The organism is Staphylococcus sp. Mo2-1, from assembly GCF_046721385.1.
Lineage (GTDB): Bacteria > Bacillota > Bacilli > Staphylococcales > Staphylococcaceae > Staphylococcus > Staphylococcus equorum_A.
Map to the genome: position 1 here is coordinate 1,362,680 of NZ_JBEUUK010000001.1, position 18,903 is coordinate 1,381,582.

Consider the following 18,903-nt stretch of genomic DNA (forward strand, 5'->3'; position numbering starts at 1 on the left):
TTTCTATAAATTTATGACTTACACGATATGTTTATTCCCCATAGAAATAGATAATCTATTCCACATATTAATTTGATTAATGATTAATATTAAGTCTGTGTACTCCTCTTCTGTATACACTTTACGAACTTCGTTAAATAGTTCCTCTGTAACGCCATTTACAGTAATATTTGTCACTGCTTCTGCAAGTTTAAAAGCTAGTTTATCTTTTACAGAATATATATTTGTTTCATGCCATGCGTTTAATAAATAAATTTCTTCTTCTGATACTTTCATTTTTCTAGCATCTGCAGTATGCATACCAATACAAAAAGCGCAGCCGTTTATTTGAGAAACACGTATTTTAATCAACTCTCGTAACTTTCTATTAATAGATGTTTTCTTTAATTGTTTTTCCAAATCCATAATTAATGCCATTTCTTCCCTAGCAATTTCATAATAATCTATTCTATTTTCCAAGTATGAGCCCCCGTAATTATGATTTTCAAGCTTTCTAATTTAGTATAGTTTTTAAATTTAAAAATCACAATTTCTTTGTTTAGTACCCATCTTTTTAATAGTTAGACGAAATAAAAAACCCCCACTACATCAACATTCTAAGGAATGATGAGTAATGAGGGAAATCATAATCAAATAGCGGAGAGTGAGGGATTCGAACCCTCGAGACGCTTGTGACGTCTACACACTTTCCAGGCGTGCTCCTTCGGCCAACTCGGACAACTCTCCAATAGAATATAAAAAAACAGAAGCGATATTTCACTTCTGTTTGTATGACCCCGACGGGACTCGAACCCGTGTTACCGCCGTGAAAGGGCGGTGTCTTAACCGCTTGACCACGGGGCCATATGGCTCCACAGGTAGGACTCGAACCTACGACCGATCGGTTAACAGCCGATAGCTCTACCACTGAGCTACTGTGGAATAATTAAAATGGAGCGGGTGATGGGAATCGAACCCACAACATCAGCTTGGAAGGCTGAGGTTTTCCCATTAAACTACACCCGCTTAATTAATCATTATGGGGCGGATGATGGGGATCGAACCCACGCGTGTCGGAACCACAATCCGATGTGTTAACCACTTCACCACAACCGCCAAAACTAATATTAAAAAAATGGTTCAGGACAGAGTCGAACTGCCGACACATGGAGCTTCAATCCATTGCTCTACCAACTGAGCTACTGAACCATAATGATAATGGCGGTCTCGACGGGAATCGAACCCGCGATCTCCTGCGTGACAGGCAGGCGTGTTAACCGCTACACTACGAGACCTAAAATAAAAAATTGCGGGAGGCGGATTTGAACCACCGACCTTCGGGTTATGAGCCCGACGAGCTACCGCCGCTCCATCCCGCGGTAATATTATTAATGACGCCTACCCAATTAATATACCATGAATCTTTACTTAATGTCAACAACTTTTTAAAAGTAATTTACATTGGCTTAATCAGGAGTTAAAACTTTAATGCGATAATTGATGTTTGCACATCCCCTATCAATCAATACTAACTTAGTATATAAATTTCCAACACTTTAGTCAATAACTTTTATAAACTATTTTGTGTAAAAAAGGAATATAATAATAATATTTTATCTTTAGTTCCTTATTTATACAAAATTCTATTGTTTTCATACTTAAATACTACATTTATAGTGATGTCATTACATTCAATATTGTACATTAAAGAACAATAACTAACTAAATAATGTTCTTTAATGTACAATAGTAAATTACTTACTCATAATGCCTTGCATTTTTCCATGTAAAATTGTGAATGTAGTGAAGCCATCATCTTCTATAAAGTGGCCACCGTTCTCTGTAACTTTACATACACCATTTAATGTATCCATTAATCTTTTAGTTTCTAAATACGATACATATTCATCATTTTTAGAACATAAACCATAAAATTCATCTACTTTATTTTTAACAATCTCATAATCGATTGCTTTTGTTTCAGGATCGATGTAGGCATCTATTTCTTCCGCGTCATCCATAAAGCCCGCAACACTAAACAATCCTTCGATGTGGTTTATATTCATTTCTTCTATATACTTTAGTGATGCTAAAGTACCAAAACCATGTGTTATAAAATACGTTTCATATTTTTTTACAGTGATCTGGTCTTTCATTCTTTCCACCCACTGCTCAAGATTATCATTTTCTTCTACTGGTAAATCAAATAATGTTACATTGTAACCTTCTAAAATAAGATTATTAGCTAACCATTTATACCAATGATTTGTGGCATCTCCAATTTTTGAATGTACAATTATAATATCTGTCATAACTACTCCCCCTGTACAATAGCTCATAAACCATTGTTATATTGCTACTGCATACGTTTCTACTACACTATATATTAAGTATCTCACAATTATTATAAATATTAAATTATCCAACAATTAAAAATATAAAAATAAGCCGCTACTTCGATATAATAACTTATTATATCGAAGTAGCGGCTCTTTAAACTTTCTATTATAGTTCAGCTATTAATTCTTCGACAGCATTTTTGCCTTGTTGAATACAATCAGGTAACCCTACTGCTTCAAATGAGGCACCAGTAATACGTAGTCTTGGATAGCTTGTTTTAATATGTGTTTGTAATTCTTTAATACGATCTATATGGCCTACATGGTATTGCGGCATGCTTTTAGGTAATCTATTCACGATGCTGAAATCTGGTGCACCTTTAAATGTCATCATTTGACTCAAATCTTTTTTAACAATATTTACAATTTCCTCATCTGTGTGATCGTCCACGACCGTGTCATCAGGTTTACCTACGTATGCACGAATAAGTACTTTACCTTCTGGTGTTGTAAATGGCCATTTTTTACTTGTCCATGTACATGCAGTGATACTTGTCTTACTTGTACGCGCAATGACAAATCCGGTACCGTCATATGTGTTTTCAATATTTTCTTCATCAAAAGCTAATACGACTGTTGCCACAGTCGTAGAATTCATTGTATTGAAATAGTCAAAGGAAGGATCATTGCCAAACCATTGCATAAATGTTTGGTGTGGCGTAGTAACTAGGACACCATCATATTCAGTTTTCGTTTCTGATGTGACGATTTCATAAGATTTTTGAGCAACAATAATATCTTGAATAGGCGTATTAAACTCTATTTTGACACCTAGATTTAAAACATATTTTGTTAAAGCTTCTATAAATGAACTCAGACCATGTCTGAATTGCTTGAATTGTCCTTTTGGCGCACCTGGATATAGTTGACGTTGTTTTTGTCGTTGTTCTTTTTCATATCGCATACCTTTAATTAAGCTGCCAAATTGTTCTTCTCTTTGTTTGAATTCTGGAAAAGTACTCATCAAACTCAAGTCATCTATATTCGTACCGTAAATACCACCCATTAGAGGTTCTATTAAGTTTTCTAACACTTCATCCCCTAGACGTTGGCGGAAAAATGATCCTACTGAAATATCATGGTTCATTTCTATCGATTTCTTAAATAAATCTAATCCAGCTGTTAATTTACCCGTAGGAGAAATTAATTTTGTCTTTAAAAATGGTTTAATGTCAGTTGGCACACCTAAAATTGATCCGCCTGGGATAGGAAATAATTTATTTTTAGCATATATAAAAGACTGTCCTGTTTGGTTTGTAATAAGGTCATTTTCTAAACCAATTTCTTTAGCAATATCTGTCATTATCTGTTTGCGTCCTAAATAGGATTCTGGCCCAAGTTCAATGGTGTAACCTTCAGTTCTATAAGTTTGAATTTTACCACCAGTTCTATTAGATGCTTCATATATAGTGACATCAATGTCAGGTCGTTGTTTTTTAATAAAATATGCACTTGATAAACCTGTAATACCAAGCACCAATAATCGCAATACTTTTAGTCAAAACAGTTCACGCTTCCTTTAATAAACATTTTTGATTTCATCAACGATTGCCCCAATAAACAATGGATCCGTATTAGGCATTGAGGGACGGAAATAGTTAACGCCTAATTCGTCGCAGACTACTTTACATTCATAATCATTATCGTATAACACTTCTAAATGTTCACATACAAAACCAACAGGAGTGTAAATGAAATTTTTATAGCCATGTTCTTTATATAACGCCCTAGTTAAATCTTGAACATCAGGCCCTAACCACGGTGTACCAGTATTACCTTCAGATTGCCACCCTTCAGCTACATGGAGAATATTAGAATGTTCTTCTAATAATTGTGCCGTATGGTGTAATTCATTTGGATATGGATCATTATTTTGCTCAATAAGTTCTTTTGGCAGGCTGTGCGCTGATACAACTAACACTGTTTCATTATGTTCTTCTTCTGGAATTTCCGATAATGACTCATTCACTTTTTCTGTCCAATATTGAATGAATTTAGGTTGTTGATAATAGTGTTCTACATGTTTAAATGTAATACCATATTTATCCGCTTCTTTTTGAGCTCTCGTATTATATGAACCAACTGAGAAACTAGAATAATGTGGCGCCAATACTACTGTAACTGCTTCTTCTATACCTTCATCATACATTGATTGAACCGCATCTTCTATAAAAGGATGTATGTGTTTCAAACCAATGTATAATTTAAATTCAACATCACTGTAAGCTTCGTTTAGTGCATCACAAAGTGTTTCAGCTTGGCGATTGGTTGTATTAGCTAATGGTGATAACCCACCGATATGTTTGTATCTGTCTTTTAAGTCTTGTAATTCTGCTTCAGTAGGTTTTTTCCCATGTCTAATATCTGTGTAGTAAGCCTCAATATCACTTTCTTGATATGGTGTTCCATATGCCATAACTAATAAGCCTATTGTTTTTGTCATTTTTAAATCATCCTTTTGTATAATAAATTTTAGATGTATATGACATAATAAATTGTTACTCTTGATGACGTGTGTTTATGTCTACTATCTCTTAGTATAATCATGAACGAATGTTGTTATACGTTTAAGTGTTTCTGGTTTAACTTCTGGAAAAACGCCATGTCCAAGGTTGAAAATGTGCTGTCCATGTTCCATACCTTGATCTAATATTGGTTTTAATCTTTCTTCAATAACGTCCCATGGTGCTAATAACAATGATGGGTCTAAATTGCCTTGCAGTGTTTTAGTGATATTTAAATCTCCAGCTTCTTTGATAGAGAGTCTCCAATCTAGACCTAATACATCGATAGGTAATGAATTCCACTCCTGTGCTAAATGACTTGCACCTACACCAAATAATATTACAGGTACATCATGTTTCGCTTTTATACCCTTAATAAGTTTCTCCATCGCCGGTTTAATGTAATAACGATAATCTTTTACATTTAACGCCCCAGCCCATGAATCAAACACTTGTATTATCTCTGCGCCAGCCTCAACTTGAGCAGAGGTATATGTGATGGACATGTCTACTAAATGATCCATAAGTGCAAACCAAGTTGCTTCGTCACTATACATCATTGCTTTAGTAAAATTATAATTCTTTGAAGGTCCACCTTCAATCATATAACTTGCTAATGTAAATGGCGCTCCCGTAAAACCAATTAATGGCACATTTAATTTTTCTTCAGTCAATATTTTTATTGTATCTAAAACATATGGCACGTCACGCTTAGGATCAATCTTTCCTAATTTTTCAACGTCGTGTATATTTTTTATAGGGTTGTGAATTACTGGACCTATACCAGATTTAATCTCTACATCTACCCCTATCGGCTGAAGTGGTGTCATAATATCTTTATACAGCACCGCCGCATCTGTATTATAATTATCAACTGGTAAATGTGTAACATAAGCACATAACTCAGGTTGATGTGTAATTTCAAATAAAGAATACTTTTCTTTCAATTTTCTATATTCAGGCTGTGATCTACCAACTTGACGCATAAACCATACTGGTGTGTGGTCTACCGCCTCACCATTTATCATATCTAGGATTGTATTATTTTTATTATGCACCTTGAATCCTCCTACATTATAATCATTCTTATTTATAATACCATACTGTTATATACCCCGTATTTCATTGTGTTAAAATGTCATAAAAAAGACAAACAGTCTACTTTTACCATCTTAATCATTTGACTATTGTTTTCTTTTAGAAATCTATTATAATGTTATCAAAGACTATTATTATATTTATTTGATAACATAGATATATCTATAGTACAGTATAATAGTTATATGCACTTTCTTAAACAAAGCAAGGGGGAAATCTTATGAAAATTCATGCATCTTATGGTACTTTTGGTTATTTGAATCAAATCAGACTTAATAACCCTGATCATAACTTATTACAATTTTCAGCTTCTGACTCTTCAGTAATCATTGAAGAAACAGATAATCAATCCGTTTTAAAACAACCTTTAGTTTATGAAGTTCTAAAGGCTGAGGGCGATTTAGATGAGAATAACTTTTATTCAGTAATATTTATTCCGACTTCAGAAGATCATGCTTATCAATTAGAGAAAAAATTGGAAGGCTTTTCTACTGATTTCAATCAATTTGCTGGTTATAGAAGTTATCGTTTCTTAAAACCGGAACAAGGTTTAACATATAAGATTTACTTTGGCTTCGAAAGTAGAAATGCTTATGAAGATTTTAGAGCTTCGTCTTTATTCAAAGACAACTTTGATAAGCCGGCATTAAGCCAGTTCTTCGGCTCAAGTCGTCAACATTCGAGTTATTTCGAAAGATATTTATTCCCGATTGATGATAATTAATATTGGAAATTACAATTTTTAAAATAAAAAGTCGTTTCTTATGCGCTAGATAAACTATCTAACACATCGAGAAACGACTTTTTTTAATCTCTTAACAATGTTTCTTGATATTTAAGTTTTTTAATGACATTTAAAATTGTTAGCCAACCTACAAGGAAGTATAACAAACCAAAGTAACTATAGAGCGGAAATACTACAGCATAGATGATAATAAATAACGCTCCTACAATTAACATTAATCTATACAAGAATTGTTCATATCCTTTTATTACTTTCGATTCAGTAACGGGCCATACTTGTGGCCACAACCCATAGGCTTGTTGTGTATAAAATTGTGCCATTTGTAATAAGATAATGTACATAAACAAGCTACCAATAATTAACATGATAATAGGTTGTTCTAACCAAAACATTAAAACAAGTGCAAGCATTACTAACCTTAAAATAATATTAAAAGCATCTTTACCACGTACAAAACTTCTTATAAATAAATAAAGATACATATAATTTGAATTAAACTTTTTACGCTTAGGCGTAATCAGCAATGGATCTAGATAGCTTCTTCTTACTGCTGTTTCTTTAAGATGTTTTACATCCGTGAACATATTAACGAATTTATAATAATTCATGTGATGTTGATGTTCTGATTTAATCATTCTTTCCCAAGGATATAAATGTGTCTTATTTTGATAACGGATTAACATTGTTATACCCACGAGGAGGAAAACAGAAGTAATACTTGATAATTGTTTCGGGTCTAATGCTAAGTAATATCCCGAGGTGAAAATAATAAAGAGTAATACATACAGAGACCAACCTTCTAATCGGTATTTATACCATTGCCATTTTAATAATAAACCTAGCAATGGGAAAATGAGTGCTAATACAGCAAACAAAATATAAAAACCAAACGTTTGATTATTAATCACAAAGAACAATGGGAATAACACAATTAGTATTAATACTTGAAACCCTATTCGAGAAAAGTAACTATAAATCAAACTATGTTTCATATATTCCGACATGTGTTTTTCAAATGGTAATAGAAAAAGTCTATCCGCATCTTTAAGCAACGTTCTAATTGGAAACATAGATGTTAATGCTACGACGATACTAGCAATCAAAGCGTAATTAAAATCATGTGGTATAGATTGTAGCCAATCACCATAGCCTACTAGAAAGGCACCAAACATAATTACAAGAAATACGGAGAAATGGCCATTAAAGATGAATTTATTATAGTATTGCTTTTCTTTGCTTATCTCTTGTTTTCTTGTATTAAATAATTGTTTCGCATTTTGATTCATGTTTGTTGGCCACCTTGTGTGACATGGATATATATTTCATCTAATGTTTTACCTTCTAAGCCTGTTTGTGCTCTTAGTTCATCTAAGTTTCCGAATGCTACAATTTGCCCTTCGTCCATAATTAAGAATCTATCGCAGTATCTTTCTGCAGTTGCTAAAATATGTGTACTCATTAATACAGTACGACCTTCGTCTTTTTTCTCAACCATTAAATCTAACATTGATTGAATGCCTAGAGGATCTAATCCAAGAAATGGTTCATCAATAATGTATAATTCTGGATCTACAATAAAGGCACAAATAATCATTACTTTTTGCTTCATACCTTTAGAAAAGTGGCTTGGAAATATATTTAATTTATCTTCTAAGCGAAATGTTTTTAATAAAGGTTGTGCCTTCTCCATTGCGGCTTCTTTGCTAATATTATAAGCCATAGCTGTCATGTAGATATGTTCTTGCAATGTTAATTCTTCATAAATAACTGGAGACTCTGGAATATAAGATAATTTTCTTCTATAAGTTTCAACATCTTGTTTTATATTTATATTAGAAATTGTCATCTCACCTTCCATAGGTGTCAGTAAACCAAGCATGTGCTTGATTGTCGTACTTTTACCTGCTCCATTTAATCCAATAAGCCCAACAATTTCACCTTGGGTTAATTCAAAATTTATATTTTTAATTACAGGTCGTTTACCATAACCGCCTGTTAAATGTTCTATTTTTACTGTCATATGGCACCTCCACAAATTATATTGTATCAAAAATCAGTCTATAGGCATAAATTTACTGCGAAAAATGACGGAAATAATATACTAATGCTATAATAGTCAGTAACAATCTTACAAGGAGTGAAGATTCATGTCAGAAACAGTCTTTAGTAAAATTATTGATGGTGACATACCTAGCCATAAAGTATACGAAGATGATTATGTTTACGCATTTTTAGACATTTCTCAAGTTACAAAAGGTCACACACTATTAGTTCCTAAAAAAGCATCAGCCAATATTTTCGAAACAGATACTGAGACAATGAAACATATTGGTGCAACATTACCTAAAGTGGCAAATGCGATTAAAAAAGCATTTAACCCTGATGGATTAAATATTATACAGAATAATGGTGAATTTGCCGATCAATCTGTCTTCCATCTTCATTTCCACTTTTTACCAAGATATGAAAACGATGTGGATGGCTTTGGCTATAAATGGGAAACGCATGAAGATACGATTGATGATGACCAAAAAGCTAAACTCGCACAAGAAATAGCAGCTCAATTCGACTAAATATGCTTATCTTATCTCATACGGGGTATATAAAACATATTAAAGAATGCGATATTATTTAGAAATGAGGAGAATTTTTATGAAAACAGCTCAAATATTATTAGGTCTTGGTGCTTGGCGTTGCAACTGGTCTTGGCTTTGCTTTAATGAATCGCGATAAAAGAGAGTCTAACCAATTTAATGCACAAACAAAAAGACCTGCCGGCGCTGAATCAGAAGTTGATAGAGAAATTAATACCATTAAGCAAAGTATAAATGATATTACGAATTATATCTCTCAAATTAAATCTGAAAGTACAGAATTTGGTAGTACAATTGGTGATGAAGTGAAAACAATGATTGGTGATTTCAAATCTGATATCAACCCTAACATTGAAAAATTACAGTCTCATATCGAGAATTTACAAAATCGTGGCGAAGAAATTAGCAAAACTTTTGAAAAAGATAAGTAACCTACAGTTATTCAATTGATTTTATGCTAAACATCTATCAAACCTAAACATAGAGCTGTAACCTTTAGCATTGTCCATAATGAGGTTTACAGCTCTTTTTATATACTGATATAAACTCCTATAAAAGCATTCAATTGATCGCTTATTTCTTCTTTTATATGCGCCCTATTACATATTCAAAATTATCTTGACCTTTTTACTGTTAGGATAGATAATACGAAAGTATATAAGTGCTGATATTTATTAAGTAGAGGAGCATGATTTAGTTATGTATCTATGTACACGCCAAATTGATATAAATGCACGTTTCGGCTTACCTAGAATCGCATTTCTAAGTTTAGTCACAACGATCATTACATTCTTAATTGCCTATGAAATTTTGTATTTCTTTTCCAATACGAAATTGACGGATCAATATTTTTTAGTATTTTTAGTGTTAGTGGTGATCTTATACCCTATTCATAAAGCAATTCATTTAGTATTTCTGTTTCCTTATTATAAATCTTTCAAAAAATATAAATTAGTGCGACATAAATCCGTTCCTTTTTATAATACGTATGTGAACACACCTGTAAATAAATATTACTTTTGCTTTGATTTAATTACGCCTGTAATCATTATTACGAGCATCTGTGCATATGCCGGCATACAGTTCCCACAATTTGGTCACTACTTTATGTTTATTCTTGCATTAAATATGGGTTATTCAGTAATGGATTTTCTTTATTTAAAAATAATACTATTTTCCAATGAAGGTTCATATATAGAAGAACATCAAACTGGTATTAATATTCTAAATAAAGTTGACACTAAATATGAACAATAATGCATAGTGTCTTTGACATACAAGCGAGCATGCTATCTATCAGATACCTAATACGTCTTGTGGGTGGGATAGAAATCAAATTTTAAATTTTGATTTCTATCCCACTTTTTTGTTTTTTATTCAAATTAATTTTAATAATCTATTTTTTTATATATTTACTAATACTATAGTCTTAGAAATAGGGTTTCTTATTGGTGAACACAGCATAATATGTTATATTTACGTTGTTATTATTACAAAAGGAGTTTCCAACCATGAAAACATTTAAAAAAGTTATACTTCCGGTTACGGCAAGCGCGTTGCTATTAAGTGCTTGTGGTAGTAGTGCAACAGATTCAAAAGATGATACGATTATTTCATCAAAAGCCGGAGACGTTAAAGTAGAAGATGTCATGAGCAAAATGGGCGATGAACAAATTGCCAACAGTTCATTCTCAATCTTATTAAACAAATTACTAGCAGATAAATATAAAGACGAAGTTAATACGAAAGACATCGACAAAGAAGTTGAAAAAGAACAAAAACAATATGGCGGTAAAGAACAATTTGAAAGTATGTTAAAACAGCAAAAAATGTCTATAAGTGATTATAAAGAACAGAAGAAAACGCAAGCTTATCAAAAAGAATTACTTAATGACAAAGTCGATGTTTCAGATAAAGAAATCAAAGAAAACACTAAAAAAGGTTCTCATATCTTAATTAAAGTAAAAGAAAATGAAGATGATAAAGAAGGTTTATCTGATAAAGATGCAAAAGCAAAAGCAGAAAAAATCAAAAAACAAGTCGATAAAGATCCAGACAAATTTGGTGAAATCGCAAAAGAAGAATCAGGAGATAAATCATCAGCTAAAAAAGACGGTAGCTTAGGTTATGTTATGAAAGGCCAAATGGAAGATAAATTTGAAAAAGCTCTCTTTAAACTTAAAGAAGGCGAAATTTCTAAAGTAGTGAAAACAGATTATGGTTATCATATTATTAAAGCAGACAAAGAAGACGACTTTGATAAACAAAAAGATAAACTTAAATCTCAATTATTACAATCTAAAGTACAAAAAGAGCCTAAACTATTAACAGATGCATACAAAGAATTATTAGATGAATATAATGTAGACTATAAGGATAGAGATATCAAAAAAGCTATTGAAGATTCAATCTTAAACCCAGAAAAAATAAAACAACAGCAAGCAACAACAGCAACAGCAACAAGCTATGCAACAAGGTGGCGCTCGAATGTCTACAGGACAATAAAAAGCCATCACAGTGTCTCTGAAATAGCTCACACAAATTCAAAAAGGCTGATAGATTCTAAAAGAGATTCTATCAGCCTTTTTTATAATAGAAAACACCAAGCCAACAGAAAAACAAATGGCTTGGTGTATTTAATTTGAGGATGTGTTCTTGATGTTCCAAACTATCCTCTTATATAAACAATGACGTGATTAGTCTAGTGACGTTGGATTATAAAACTGTCTGCCATCTAGTCCAAAAATACGCTCAGTAAATTGACCTTTATCCGTTTTCTTATATGCTTTTTCAAACATATTCATTTTAGCATCGATATTATCAATAAAGAATAATATTTCTGCTTCTTTCATGTGCGGTAACTTAGGAGAACCATATTCCATCTTACCATGATGTGCTAAAATCATATGGCGCAATAAAAGTACTTCTTCTCCGTCAAGATTCAACTCTCTTGCCGCTTCTGCAACTTCATCACTCGCTATGGAGATGTGACCAAGTAAATTACCTTCTACTGTGTACGATGTAGCAACTGGTCCGCTTAATTCTCTTACTTTACCTAAATCATGTAAAATAATTGAGCTATATAATAAACTACGGTTAAGTAAAGGATAAATATCACATATAGATTTAGCAACACGCAACATCGTTAATACATGATAACTTAAACCACTAGAAAAGTTATGGTGATGTGTACTTGCCGCCGGGAATGTGAAAAATGCTTCTTGATGCTTACGTATCAAATGACGCGTAATACGTTGTAGCGTAGCATTTTCAATATCTAGCATATAATGTGAAACTTCTTCTTGAATTTCATCTGGTGTTAATGGCGCACCATCAACAAAATCTTGTGTTTTCATATTATCTTCTGGTTTAGCTAACTGTATTTTATTGATTTTCATCTGTTTTCTACCACGATAATTGATAACATCACCAGTAACATGGACAATTTGTTCAGGCTCTAATATTTTCATATCTTCTTTTGAAACCGTCCATAATTTAGATTCTATATCCCCACTTTTATCTTGTAAATGTAGTGTCATATAATCTTTGCCTTGAGCTGTCACACCTTGTATTGCTTTATGAATTAGAAAAAAGTGATCTACAGAATCTCCAGGCTTTAAATTTTCTACGTTTCTCATTATTTACCGCCTTCCTCGAATTTATTCAACGTAATGATTTGTTTTGAAGGCACACTTGTATCTTTCACACATGTAAAGAATAAAATTTGATAGTCTTTCGGCATTTGTCTTAAATAATTCATCATAATTTCTTTGCGTTGTTTATCAAAATGTACAAATGCATCATCAATGATAATTGGAAATGGATAGTATGGTTTTAACGTTTTGATTAAACTCAATCGCAATGAAATATAAAGTATTTCTTTAGTAGACTGACTAAGTTCTACTGGTTCATACATTTGACCATTTTGTTGTTTCACCATTAATTCATCGTTAGCATAAGTCACTTGTACGTAATGACCATTTGTTAAATGCGTAAATATATCAGTTGCTTCGCTTATCACTTCTGGTAAACGTTTATCTTTAATTTGTGCAATGTGACCTTCTACTAAAGATTGTAAGTAACTCAGACTTGCCCAATCTTTTGCTTCATCATTTACTTTATTTTTAAGAATATGGAATCTATGTCTTAAATCAGCTAATGTCTTGTCTGTTTCCATATCAGTTATTTTTGCGTTTAAGTCACTAACTTCTGACTGCATTTCTAAATATTGATCATTATATTCGTCTACTTGTCGTGCTAAGACTTCATCTTCATGCGTTAATTGCGCATAAGTCTTTTCACTTAACCTTGAGCTTAAATCATAATTATAATTTTGATTCTCTAAGTATTTCGATAAATCATTAAACCTTGTCATTTGTTGTTGATAATTTTGATATTGTACATGTTGTTGATAATAACTCTCTTCATCAGAAGCATTAACATAGCCAAATAACTGTGTAATCACATTATTATTTTCGTTTAATCGATTGTGTAGTTGCGATACTTCACTCTCAATTAATTTGATTTGCTCATCGTTTCTATTCCATTTTTCAAGATTACTTGTTTCTTCTTTGAGCCACTGTCTAATGTCATGGAATAGTGATAAATCATTAAAATACGTAAATTGATTATTAGTTATTTCTTTAGCATGTGCATAAAATGCTTCTAACGATTCACGTAATTGACGCGCTTGCTCTTTAAGTTCATCGATATGCTTATCGTAGTCTTTAATCTTATTCATTGTGCCAATACTATCAATGATTAGTTCATCTGACATTTTATCAGATAAATGCAAATCTGTTTTAACTTTATGAATACTGTCTTGTGCTTCTTGATATTGTTTTTGAGCTTGCTCTAAACTCGTTGCTAAATAGTCGGCCTTTTTATCAAGTGCTTCTTTTGTCTTAACTGTACTATGCAACTGTTCCCGCACTCGGTACTGATCATCCAAGTCAAAGTCAAGATCATAATTATCTTCTAAATGCGTAATTTGTCGTTGCAAATCATCTATTTCTTTTGAGAAAGTTTCACTATGACCTATTTCCTTAGATTTTACAAAGAAAACGCCTATGATAAATATGACTGACAATATCGTAAATACAACGCCAAAGAGTATGTTCGCAGATACGAATGAGAAAATCGTTAGTCCTATACTTATTACTGCTAATATAATTAAGCTTATGCGTAATAAATTCTGTTTTTTCTCATTTTCTTGTTGATCTTTATCAAAAGCCTCTTTCATTTTTTGGTAAAGGTTATTCTTTTCTTGAAGCTCAAATACTTGTTTATTATATTGTTTTTTCTTTTCAAAATTTTCTTCAGGTACAATATCTGCTTCTAAAGCATCTATTTCCGTAGCATTGGTCTCTTGATCAATTTTATTTTCTTCGATATTACGTTCGAGTTGTTGTACAAATGCAGTTTGTTCTTGTTTGTTTTTAATTTGATTACTTACAAAGCTTTTCATTGCTTCTGAACTGTCAACTTGATGATGCACATCATGCCGACCAATATTAGACTTCAGACCAGTCTTTTCGCGCTCTTTATCTTGGATGTCTTTTTCAATAGCTTTAAGTTCGTATTCTTTTTGTTTAATTTCATTCTCTTGTTGGTGTAAATGATTGAAAGCATCTATATCACTTTGTTTCGGAACATTGATTTTTTCATTTTCTGATTTAAGATGCGCTAACTTTTCTTCTCTTAAACCCAAATCTCTTTTAAGGTTTTGGGTTTGAATTTTTGCAGATTCGTAGCGATCAATACCTTGTTCTGGGAAAAGTACTGGTTCAATATTTAGTTGAGATTCTAATGTTTTCCATTCTTGTGTTTGTTCATGCAAAGTGAGTTCTTTTTGTTTTTCGTTATGCATTTTAGATAACTGTGCTAGATTTTGCTTTATATTATCTAACCCGCGTTCTGATTTATCTTTATCATCCACAAGTCTTTTATAAGTAGTTAACTTCGACTCTTCTGCTCTAATTTGACTCTCTAAGTCTTTCAACTGATCTAATTGTTGATTAATAATTGGATTACGTCCATTTTTCTTATATAACATTTCTTTTTTCTCATTTAAAATGCCACGCATGCTAGTAAATTCTGTAGAACCTAATGCACCCGCTTGTAATAAATAATTTTGTAATTGTGTCTCATCCATATTTTTATGAATATCTTGTAACCCAAGTACATCAAAAGAAAAAATACCTTGGTATGTACGTTTAGAAATAAAATTCAATTCTTTTTTCAACCAATTTTCATCTTTAATCGTGCCATTAGGTAAATAAACTTTCACATCGCCTACTGCACTACCCTTTATACGCTCTACATCAACTAATGTGCCATCATCTTGAATTAAAGTTAATTTACCACCATATTGGTTACCTAATCGTGGTTCTAAGCGCGGCTCATTTTCTTTTTTTGTTGGAAAACCAAATAAGATGGAGTGAATAAAGGCTTGTATCGTAGACTTTCCAGTTTCGTTTTCACCATATATTTCAGTGAAAGTCTCATCAAATTCGATTGTTCTTTGTATAAATCTACCATAACCATATATCTCTAACGATTTAATTTTCATATTATTCCTCCCTCATATCTGACTTTAATAATTCTTCGGCATGTTCTATCAAACCACGTCGATCAAAATCACTATAATTTTCTAGATATTTAGAAGCTTTAGGGTTTAAATATAAATCGTTCATAGCTTTATCATAAACAGTGTTGTCATCGATTAACTCTGGCGAGAATTCTTTTACTAATGTATTTTGATCTTCATATTTATTGTTGATTGTTAAATTTTCAATAAATACAAAGTTATGTTCATTTTCTTCATAATCACTAATCATTTCATGAACTTGTATGACGTCTTGTTCAGGTATCAATTGATCGGAATTAACAATAACCTTCAATTGATAAATCGATTTACCATTTTTTCTCACTTGTGTTTTAAAAGTTTGAATTGCTTCAAAAAGACCTTGCTTAGAAGTTTTATCTGTTTCAAGCGTTGCTTTTTCAAAGCGAATAAATTGTGTAGGTACGAATTTAGCCTCGAGATTTAAATCGTCGCCTTCTACGAGTAAACAACCTTTTTCACCTAATTCTTTAAAGTGTCGGCCTTGTATATTACCTGGATAGTGAATTTGAGGCATATCGCTTAATTGTTGACGTTCATGAATATGACCTAGTGCCCAATAATGATACAGCTTATTGTTTAAATCTTCTAATCTAAATTCTGTATAGCGGTCTTTCGCACTAGATTTACTATATGTACCATGAAGTATGCCAATATGGATTCCTTTTTGGCCTTGACTTGATGGATAAGCATCTAATTTATTTTCGTAACTCGCATCATTTTGATAACTAAAGCCGTGAAGATAGATTTCTTCTCCATTTTTAGTGATTGTTTGATAAGTTTCAACATTTTCTGAGAACACTGAAACATTATCTGGCCATTCTGTTCCAATATTCGATGATAAAGGATCATGATTGCCATGACAAATATAGACGAATATTTGTTCTTTAGATAAGCGCTCAAATTGCTCTTTCAAAAACACTTCTGCACGTAATGTCCGATTCTGTTGGTCAAATAAATCACCAGAAACAATCATAAAATCTATTTCTTCATTCAATGCTAAATCTACTATTTTTTTAAAGCTTTCGTACGCACTTTTTTGCATATCTTCAAAAATCGACTGACTTAAATAGCTTCTTGACTTAAACGGGCTATCTAAATGTAAGTCAGCACAATGAATAAATTTCACCATACAGTACAGTTCTCCTTTATCTAAAGGTTTATTTAAGATGATACATGCAAGACAATCTATAAATGAATTAGTTGCTCATTCAAATTTTAAGATGTGTGCATGCGAATACCTTGTATCTCTATATTTTACCACATTGTCTAAGATTCAGTCGATAAAACAAAAAAAGCTACAATACATAAAATGTATTGTAGCTGGAAATCAAAAATCTGATTAATTGATATTAGTCAGCGTAGATTTCGTCTAAAGGTTTAACAATGATTTGGTTGATTTCTTGGAATACTTGGCTCATGTTTTGTTCAGCGGCCATTAATTCTGAAATGTTTGAATCATTTTCGATTTTTTGAGCTTGTTCTTGTGCTTTTTGTAGCTCTTCTTCACCGATTTCTTCACCTTGCATTTGTTTTTGTTGGAATTCTAATTGAGTTTCACGGAATTCGTCAAATAATTCTTTTGACTCTTTATTTTCTTTAACATTTGCATAAGCTTTTTGAATAGCTTGGTATTCATCACTTTCTCTTAAAGCTTGTTCTAATTGATTTGCATGATCGTGTAAATTTACTGCCACTATGCTTCACTCCTTTTTGTATATGTGTGAAAACCACATCGGTATTACAATAACATAATTTAATATGTTATACAAAAATTGCAATTACGCCCTGTAATAGCCCTATTATGCCCCCTAATAAAAAACCTAAAAGCATAATTAATTTCAGTTCTTTATTTGCGACATCAATGATTAATCTTTCTATATAAGCTAAATCAAATGTATTAATTTGTTCTTCAACCATTTGTCTTAAATTAATCTTTTTCATGATTGGAGATATATGTTTAGATATATTCTCTATAATAACATCTGTTAGTTTTTGAGAAACTTTACTTTCTAAGAAATGAATAAAGCTTGGCATTAAAGTATTAAACGATTGTTTTGATACTTTATCTACATCTAAATAACCAACAGCTAATTCAGTTATAGAAGTTTTAAATGAATTGTACTGACTTTCGCTAACAAGTTCATTTAAATTTTTAGCTTTCATAGTCTCATATTCATTATCAATGACCTGTTTTGCAATTGCCTTAGCTTTAGGATGTTTAGTTAAACGAATAAGTTCATGTTGAATACGATCAGCAATACTCTCTTTAGTCATAAACATTTGTAATAAGCCAACTATTTTACCTTTTTCGTTGAAGAAAGTCTCCAACATAGATGCAATATCAGTTGCACCTTTTTCTGAACTTAGATACACGCTTGCTCTTTCAAACAATAAATCAGGAACTAAATCTATTTTACTATCAATACTAGCTTCTATTTCTTCAGGAATAATCTGTTTGATAGGTGTAGTTTGATTATCTTGGTAAAATGCATCTAATTTATTTGAAATCACTAAGTCTAATTTTTCATTTGCTACACTGCGCAACATCTAAATCTAACTTATCAGCGAAATATTGCAATGTCATATGTTCTTGTTTTAATTTTTGAATTTGTTTAAGTAATACTTCTTCAATTGCTTGTCTTGAAGATGGTGCATTTAATTTTGATTGGATTAAACTTTCTGTTAATAAGTGTTCTTCAACTACTTGACCAATCTTATCAGCGACTTCTTTTCTACGTTTTGGTATTAATCCTGGTGTAAAGGGCACACGTTTATTAAAAATATAATAGGTTTTAAATGGATGAAATAGCATTCTAACTGCTAAAATATTTGTTACCCCACCTATCAATGCTCCAATCACCATCATAAATACAATTATTAAAAAAGTATGCATAGATGATTTCTCCTTTAAATTCTATAATTTATTTCTGTTTTATTGAAAGACCATTTTAAATTA

Annotated in this window: 13 protein-coding genes, 8 tRNA genes and 4 pseudogenes; 5 read left to right on the top strand and 20 right to left on the bottom strand. The window is 31.8% G+C overall.

Annotated elements, in window-relative coordinates; translation table 11 throughout:
- Positions 1–18: 18 nt before the first annotated feature.
- From ABLV95_RS06805 to hemE, 13 genes and pseudogenes are all read right to left on the bottom strand, one after another.
- Positions 19–459 carry a carboxymuconolactone decarboxylase family protein gene (locus ABLV95_RS06805; protein ID WP_046465635.1) on the bottom strand — a complete coding sequence of 147 codons (441 nt, stop codon included), beginning with the start codon at positions 457–459 and terminating at the stop codon, positions 19–21.
- 178 nt (positions 460–637) lie between these two features.
- A tRNA-Ser gene (locus ABLV95_RS06810) sits at positions 638–726 on the bottom strand.
- Positions 727–771: 45 nt separating this feature from the next.
- Positions 772–843 (bottom strand) — tRNA-Glu (locus ABLV95_RS06815).
- Between the two features lie 3 nt (positions 844–846).
- A tRNA-Asn gene (locus ABLV95_RS06820) sits at positions 847–921 on the bottom strand.
- Between the two features lie 10 nt (positions 922–931).
- Positions 932–1,005, bottom strand: a tRNA-Gly gene (locus tag ABLV95_RS06825).
- A 14-nt stretch (positions 1,006–1,019) separates the two neighbouring features.
- Positions 1,020–1,095: transfer RNA gene (locus ABLV95_RS06830), tRNA-His, on the bottom strand.
- 20 nt (positions 1,096–1,115) lie between these two features.
- Positions 1,116–1,188, bottom strand: a tRNA-Phe gene (locus tag ABLV95_RS06835).
- A 10-nt stretch (positions 1,189–1,198) separates the two neighbouring features.
- A tRNA-Asp gene (locus ABLV95_RS06840) sits at positions 1,199–1,274 on the bottom strand.
- A gap of 12 nt (positions 1,275–1,286) precedes the next feature.
- Positions 1,287–1,358 (bottom strand) — tRNA-Met (locus ABLV95_RS06845).
- A 375-nt stretch (positions 1,359–1,733) separates the two neighbouring features.
- Positions 1,734–2,291: an RBBP9/YdeN family alpha/beta hydrolase gene (locus ABLV95_RS06850; RefSeq protein WP_427707008.1), complete on the bottom strand. Its 558-nt coding sequence runs from the start codon at positions 2,289–2,291 to the stop codon at positions 1,734–1,736.
- Positions 2,292–2,484: 193 nt separating this feature from the next.
- Positions 2,485–3,880 (bottom strand): annotated as a pseudogene (hemY, locus tag ABLV95_RS06855) (protoporphyrinogen oxidase).
- 17 nt (positions 3,881–3,897) lie between these two features.
- The gene (gene hemH / locus ABLV95_RS06860) at positions 3,898–4,821 is read right to left on the bottom strand and encodes a ferrochelatase (RefSeq protein WP_285323446.1); all 924 of its coding nucleotides are present in this window, start codon (positions 4,819–4,821) and stop codon (positions 3,898–3,900) included.
- An 84-nt stretch (positions 4,822–4,905) separates the two neighbouring features.
- Positions 4,906–5,940: a uroporphyrinogen decarboxylase gene (gene hemE / locus ABLV95_RS06865; RefSeq protein ID WP_460872745.1), complete on the bottom strand. Its 1,035-nt coding sequence runs from the start codon at positions 5,938–5,940 to the stop codon at positions 4,906–4,908.
- Positions 5,941–6,200: 260 nt separating this feature from the next.
- Here hemE and ABLV95_RS06870 point away from each other — a divergent pair, with 260 nt between their 5' ends.
- Complete coding sequence (locus tag ABLV95_RS06870) at positions 6,201–6,704, top strand: signal transduction protein TRAP (RefSeq protein ID WP_460876686.1); 504 nt, start codon at positions 6,201–6,203, stop codon at positions 6,702–6,704.
- A gap of 83 nt (positions 6,705–6,787) precedes the next feature.
- Here ABLV95_RS06870 and ecsB read toward each other — a convergent pair whose 3' ends face one another.
- Together ecsB and ecsA are read right to left on the bottom strand one after the other, a co-directional pair.
- A complete protein-coding gene (gene ecsB, locus ABLV95_RS06875; protein WP_285323449.1) occupies positions 6,788–8,011 on the bottom strand; it encodes an ABC transporter permease EcsB in 1,224 nt (407 codons plus the stop codon).
- On the bottom strand, positions 8,008–8,745 hold the full coding sequence (gene ecsA, locus ABLV95_RS06880) for an ABC transporter ATP-binding protein EcsA (RefSeq protein WP_069818064.1): 738 nt from the start codon (positions 8,743–8,745) through the stop codon (positions 8,008–8,010). The genes ecsB and ecsA overlap by 4 nt, the downstream gene beginning before the upstream one ends.
- Before the next feature lie 127 nt (positions 8,746–8,872).
- On the opposite strand from ecsA, the gene ABLV95_RS06885 reads away from it, so the two are divergent.
- From ABLV95_RS06885 to ABLV95_RS06900, 4 genes and pseudogenes are all read left to right on the top strand, one after another.
- On the top strand, positions 8,873–9,298 hold the full coding sequence (locus tag ABLV95_RS06885) for an HIT family protein (RefSeq protein WP_460876689.1): 426 nt from the start codon (positions 8,873–8,875) through the stop codon (positions 9,296–9,298).
- Between the two features lie 79 nt (positions 9,299–9,377).
- Positions 9,378–9,750 (top strand): annotated as a pseudogene (locus tag ABLV95_RS06890) (YtxH domain-containing protein).
- A 268-nt stretch (positions 9,751–10,018) separates the two neighbouring features.
- The gene (locus tag ABLV95_RS06895) at positions 10,019–10,576 is read left to right on the top strand and encodes a DUF3267 domain-containing protein (RefSeq protein WP_460872748.1); all 558 of its coding nucleotides are present in this window, start codon (positions 10,019–10,021) and stop codon (positions 10,574–10,576) included.
- A 254-nt stretch (positions 10,577–10,830) separates the two neighbouring features.
- Positions 10,831–11,824, top strand: a pseudogene (locus ABLV95_RS06900) (peptidylprolyl isomerase).
- Positions 11,825–12,015: 191 nt separating this feature from the next.
- Here ABLV95_RS06900 and yhaM read toward each other — a convergent pair.
- The 5 genes and pseudogenes from yhaM to ABLV95_RS06925 form a co-directional block, all read right to left on the bottom strand.
- Positions 12,016–12,957 carry a 3'-5' exoribonuclease YhaM gene (gene yhaM, locus ABLV95_RS06905; RefSeq protein WP_046466335.1) on the bottom strand — a complete coding sequence of 314 codons (942 nt, stop codon included), beginning with the start codon at positions 12,955–12,957 and terminating at the stop codon, positions 12,016–12,018.
- Positions 12,957–15,890, bottom strand: a complete 2,934-nt coding sequence (locus ABLV95_RS06910) for an AAA family ATPase (protein WP_460876691.1) — start codon at positions 15,888–15,890, stop codon at positions 12,957–12,959. The genes yhaM and ABLV95_RS06910 overlap by 1 nt, the downstream gene beginning before the upstream one ends.
- A 1-nt stretch (position 15,891) precedes the next feature.
- Complete coding sequence (locus tag ABLV95_RS06915; RefSeq protein WP_046466333.1) at positions 15,892–17,076, bottom strand: metallophosphoesterase family protein; 1,185 nt, start codon at positions 17,074–17,076, stop codon at positions 15,892–15,894.
- Positions 17,077–17,296: 220 nt separating this feature from the next.
- Positions 17,297–17,641, bottom strand: a complete 345-nt coding sequence (locus tag ABLV95_RS06920; RefSeq protein WP_046466332.1) for a YlbF/YmcA family competence regulator — start codon at positions 17,639–17,641, stop codon at positions 17,297–17,299.
- Between the two features lie 67 nt (positions 17,642–17,708).
- Positions 17,709–18,840 (bottom strand): annotated as a pseudogene (locus tag ABLV95_RS06925) (DUF445 domain-containing protein).
- Positions 18,841–18,903: the final 63 nt, after the last annotated feature.

Coding starts and splice junctions, on each gene's coding strand:
- ABLV95_RS06915 (WP_046466333.1), bottom strand. CDS start 17,076: ATGGTGAAATTTATTCATTGTGCTGACTTACATTTAGATAGCCCGTTT.
- ABLV95_RS06895 (WP_460872748.1), top strand. CDS start 10,019: ATGTATCTATGTACACGCCAAATTGATATAAATGCACGTTTCGGCTTA.
- yhaM (WP_046466335.1), bottom strand. CDS start 12,957: ATGAGAAACGTAGAAAATTTAAAGCCTGGAGATTCTGTAGATCACTTT.
- ecsB (WP_285323449.1), bottom strand. CDS start 8,011: ATGAATCAAAATGCGAAACAATTATTTAATACAAGAAAACAAGAGATA.
- hemH (WP_285323446.1), bottom strand. CDS start 4,821: ATGACAAAAACAATAGGCTTATTAGTTATGGCATATGGAACACCATAT.
- ABLV95_RS06870 (WP_460876686.1), top strand. CDS start 6,201: ATGAAAATTCATGCATCTTATGGTACTTTTGGTTATTTGAATCAAATC.
- ABLV95_RS06850 (WP_427707008.1), bottom strand. CDS start 2,291: ATGACAGATATTATAATTGTACATTCAAAAATTGGAGATGCCACAAAT.
- ABLV95_RS06910 (WP_460876691.1), bottom strand. CDS start 15,890: ATGAAAATTAAATCGTTAGAGATATATGGTTATGGTAGATTTATACAA.
- ABLV95_RS06885 (WP_460876689.1), top strand. CDS start 8,873: ATGTCAGAAACAGTCTTTAGTAAAATTATTGATGGTGACATACCTAGC.
- ecsA (WP_069818064.1), bottom strand. CDS start 8,745: ATGACAGTAAAAATAGAACATTTAACAGGCGGTTATGGTAAACGACCT.